Annotated in this window: 1 pseudogene; it reads left to right on the top strand. The window is 63.7% G+C overall.

Features of this window, described 5'->3' with window-relative positions:
* Window positions 1-207 precede the first annotated feature (207 nt).
* Window positions 208-4,204: pseudogene (locus AC3WQR_RS30980) on the top strand (beta strand repeat-containing protein); the annotation flags it as partial.

The following is a 4,204-nucleotide window of genomic DNA, read 5'->3' as shown; positions in this document are numbered from 1 at the left end:
GGGTATGGGGGCGGGGCTTTGGCTCAATATGCGCCGCCTAACACTACGCCATCCGGCACTGCCTATGGCAATGCGTCGGGAGAGTCGGTGGCTATCGGCAGCGGTAGCGGCACTGACCGGGCCTTTGCGTCCGGTAACGGCGCTGTCGCGTTGGGTCAAGGTGCAAACGCAGTTGGTGGCATTGCCATTGGCGGCACCGCACTCGCCAACGGCGCCCACGCCGTTGCCATCGGGCAACAAGCCAACGCGGTAAGTGGCGGCGTCGCACTTGGATACAACGCCTTGGCACCCCAGGATGCCGCTGTCGCCATCGGATGGAGCGCGAATGCAACCGGGTCGGCCTCGGGCATCGCCATCGGAGATCGTGCCAACGCCACGGGAAAGAATGCGATTGCCATCGGCGGCAATGCCAACGAGACGGCCACGTCCGCGAATGGTGCCGGCGCTCTTGCGGTGGGTTCTGGTGCGCAGGCTGTCGGGACTGGGGCGGTGGCATTCGGCGGCTTGGGTGGCACAGCCGGTGGCTCTCGCGCCACCAATACATATGCCGTTGCCATCGGTGCCGCAGCTCAGGCGACAGGCTCCGGGGCTGTCGCGGTTGGCGGCGACGCCACCAGTGCTGCGGTTGCGGCCGGCACCAATTCCTTGGCTTTCGGCGCTGGCGCCAAGACGAATACGGGGACGACCGGCGCCGTCGCCATGGGTGCGAACGCGCAGGCCACGGCTTCCGACGCGTTCGCCATGGGTACGGGGGCCAAGGCCAACGTCGCCGGCGCGATGGCTCTGGGCTTGAACGCGCAGGCAACTTCGGCCAACGCGGTTGCCATCGGCGCCAATGCGATTGCCAGCACTGCGACTGCGGCGCCCACCGCGACGATCGGCTCGGTGACCTATTCGGGTTTTGCGGGCGCGTCGCCTATTGGCGTGGTCAGTGTGGGCTCGCTCAACAACGAACGTCAGATCACCAATGTCGCAGCAGGCCGGATCACCGACACCAGCACGGATGCCATCAACGGCAGCCAGTTGTATTCGACGCTGAGCACGACCAACAGCAGCATCAGCAGCCTGTCGACGTCGACGTCTTCGGGCCTGAGCACGGCCACGAGCAGCATCGCCAGCCTGTCCACGGGCCTGAGCACCACGAACAGCAACGTCGCCAGCCTGTCGACATCCACATCGTCGGGCCTGAGCACGGCGAGCAGTCGCATCAACAGCCTGTCGACTTCGACGTCGTCGGGACTGAGCACGGCCACGAGCAGCATCTCGAGCCTGTCGACCGGCCTGAGCACCACGAACAGCAACGTCGGCAGTCTTTCGACCTCCACGTCGACTGGCCTCAGCACGACCAACAGCCGCATCGACAGCCTGTCGACGTCGACGTCGTCGGGCCTCAGCACAGCGACGAGCGGGATCTCCAGCCTGTCCACAGGTCTGAGTACCACGAACAGCAACGTCGGCAGCTTGTCGACCTCCACATCGTCGGGCCTGAGCACCAGCAGCAGCCGCATCGACAGCCTGTCGACGTCGACTTCAAGCGGCCTGAGCACGACCAACAGCAACGTCAGCAGCCTGTCGACCTCCACGTCGTCCGGTTTGAGCACGGCCACCAGTGGCATCTCCAGCCTGTCGACGGGCCTGAGCACCACGAACAGCAACGTCAGTAGTCTGTCGACTTCTACGTCGTCCGGACTGAGCACCAGCAGCAGCCGCATCGACAGCCTTTCGACATCGACGTCGAGCGGTCTGAGCACGGCGACCAGCGGAATCTCGAGCCTGTCCACAGGTCTGAGCACAGCAACCAGTGGCATCTCCAGTCTGTCGACTGGCCTCAGCACAACGAACAGCAACGTCGGCAGCCTCTCGACCTCGACGTCGTCGGGTCTGAGCACGACCAACAGCCGCATCGACAGCCTCTCGACGTCCACGTCGTCTGGCCTGAGCACCGCTGCCAGTGGCATCTCCAGCCTCTCCACGGGGTTGAGCACAACGAACAGCAACGTCAGCAGCCTGTCGACCTCGACGTCGAGCGGGCTGAGCACGGCGACCAGCGGCATCTCCAGCCTGTCGACTGGCCTGAGCACCACGAACAGCAACGTCAGCAGCCTGTCGACTTCGACGTCGTCCGGTTTGAGCACGGCGACCAGTGGCATCTCGAGTCTGTCGACGGGCCTGAGCACGACCAACAGCAACGTCAGCAGCCTGTCGACATCGACGTCGTCCGGTTTGAGCACGGCCACCAGCGGCATCTCCAGCCTGTCGACTGGCCTGAGCACCACGAACAGCAACGTCAGTAGCCTGTCGACATCGACGTCGTCCGGCTTGAGCACGGCCACGAGCGGTATCTCCAGCCTGTCCACCGGCTTGAGCACGACCAACAGCAACGTCAGCAGCCTGTCGACTTCGACGTCGTCCGGTTTGAGCACGGCCACCAGCGGCATCTCCAGCCTGTCCACAGGCCTGAGCACTACGAATAGCAACGTGAGCAGCCTTTCGACGTCGACGTCGTCGGGTCTGAGCACGGCGATCAGCGGAATCTCGAGCCTGTCCACGGGCTTGAGCACGACGAACAGCAACGTGGGCAGCCTGTCAACGTCCACGTCGACTGGCCTGAGCACGACCAACAGTCGCATCGACAGCCTGTCGACGTCGACTTCAAGCGGTCTGAGCACCGCCACGAGCGGCATCTCGAGCCTGTCCACAGGTCTGAGCACGACGAACAGCAACGTCAGCAGTTTGTCGACCTCGACGTCGTCGGGTCTGAGCACAACCAACAGCCGCATCGACAGTCTCTCGACGTCCACGTCGAGCGGCCTGAGCACTGCGACCAGTGGAATCTCGAGCCTGTCCACGGGCCTGAGCACGACGAACAGCAACGTGAGCAGCCTGTCGACATCTACGTCGTCGGGCCTAAGCACTGCCACCAGCGGCATCTCCAGCTTGTCCACGGGCCTGAGCACCACGAACAGCAACGTCAGCAGCTTGTCGACGTCCACGTCGTCCGGTTTGAGTACCGCTACGAGCGGCATCAACAGTCTGTCGACGGGCCTGAGCACGACCAACAGCAATGTGAGCAGCCTGTCGACGTCGACGTCGTCGGGCCTGAGTACTGCAGCTAGCGGCATTTCGAGCCTGTCCACAGGTCTGAGCACGACGAACAGCAACGTGAGCAGCTTGTCGACGTCCACGTCGTCCGGCCTGAGCACGGCCGCGAGCAGCATCGACAGCCTCTCGACCTCCACTTCGAGCGGTCTGAGCACTGCAACCAGCGGTATCTCGAGCCTGTCGACGGGCTTGAGCACCACGAACAGCAACGTGGGCAGCTTGTCGACCTCGACGTCGTCGGGTCTGAGCACGGCCAATAGCCGCATCGACAGCCTCTCGACATCTACGTCGTCGGGCCTGAGCACTGCGACCAGCGGCATCTCCAGCCTGTCCACAGGTCTGAGCACCACGAACAGCAATGTCAGCAGCTTGTCGACCTCGACGTCGAGCGGCTTGAGCACGGCAACCAGCGGCATCTCCAGCCTTTCGACCGGTCTCAGCACCACGAACAGCAACGTCAGCAGTCTGTCGACTTCGACGTCGTCGGGCTTGAGTACGGCAACAAGCGGTATCTCGAGCCTGTCCACGGCTCTGAGCAGCACCAACAGCAACCTGGACAGCCTCTCGACTTCCACGTCGAGCGGGTTGAGCACCGCGACCAGCGGTATCTCCAGCCTGTCCACGGGCCTGAGCACGACGAACAGCAACGTGGGCAGCCTGTCGACCTCGACGTCCTCGGGCCTGAGCACCACCAATAGTCGTATCGACAGCCTCTCGACGTCTACGTCGTCGGGCCTGAGCACGGCCACGAGCAGCATCGATAGCTTGTCGACGTCTACCTCGAGCGGTCTGAGCACTGCGACCAGTGGCATCTCCAGTTTGTCGACGGGCCTGAGCACGACCAACAGCAACGTCAGCAGTCTGTCGACCTCGACGTCGTCTGGTCTGAGCACCGCGACCAGCGGCATCTCCAGCCTGTCCACGGGTCTGAGCACGACGAACAGCAATGTCAGTAGCCTTTCGACCTCCACGTCGAGCGGCTTGAGCACAGCCACGAGTGGCATCGACAGCCTGTCGACTGGTTTGAGCACGACCAACAGCAACGTCAGCAGCCTCTCGACCTCGACGTCGTCCGGCCTGAGCACGGCGACCAGCGGCATCT

It is taken from the genome of Variovorax sp. FW305-3-2-15-B-LB1 (assembly GCF_058787635.1).
The sequence above is the reverse complement of the archived record's forward strand: the minus strand, read 5'-3'. Positions and strand labels throughout refer to the sequence as shown.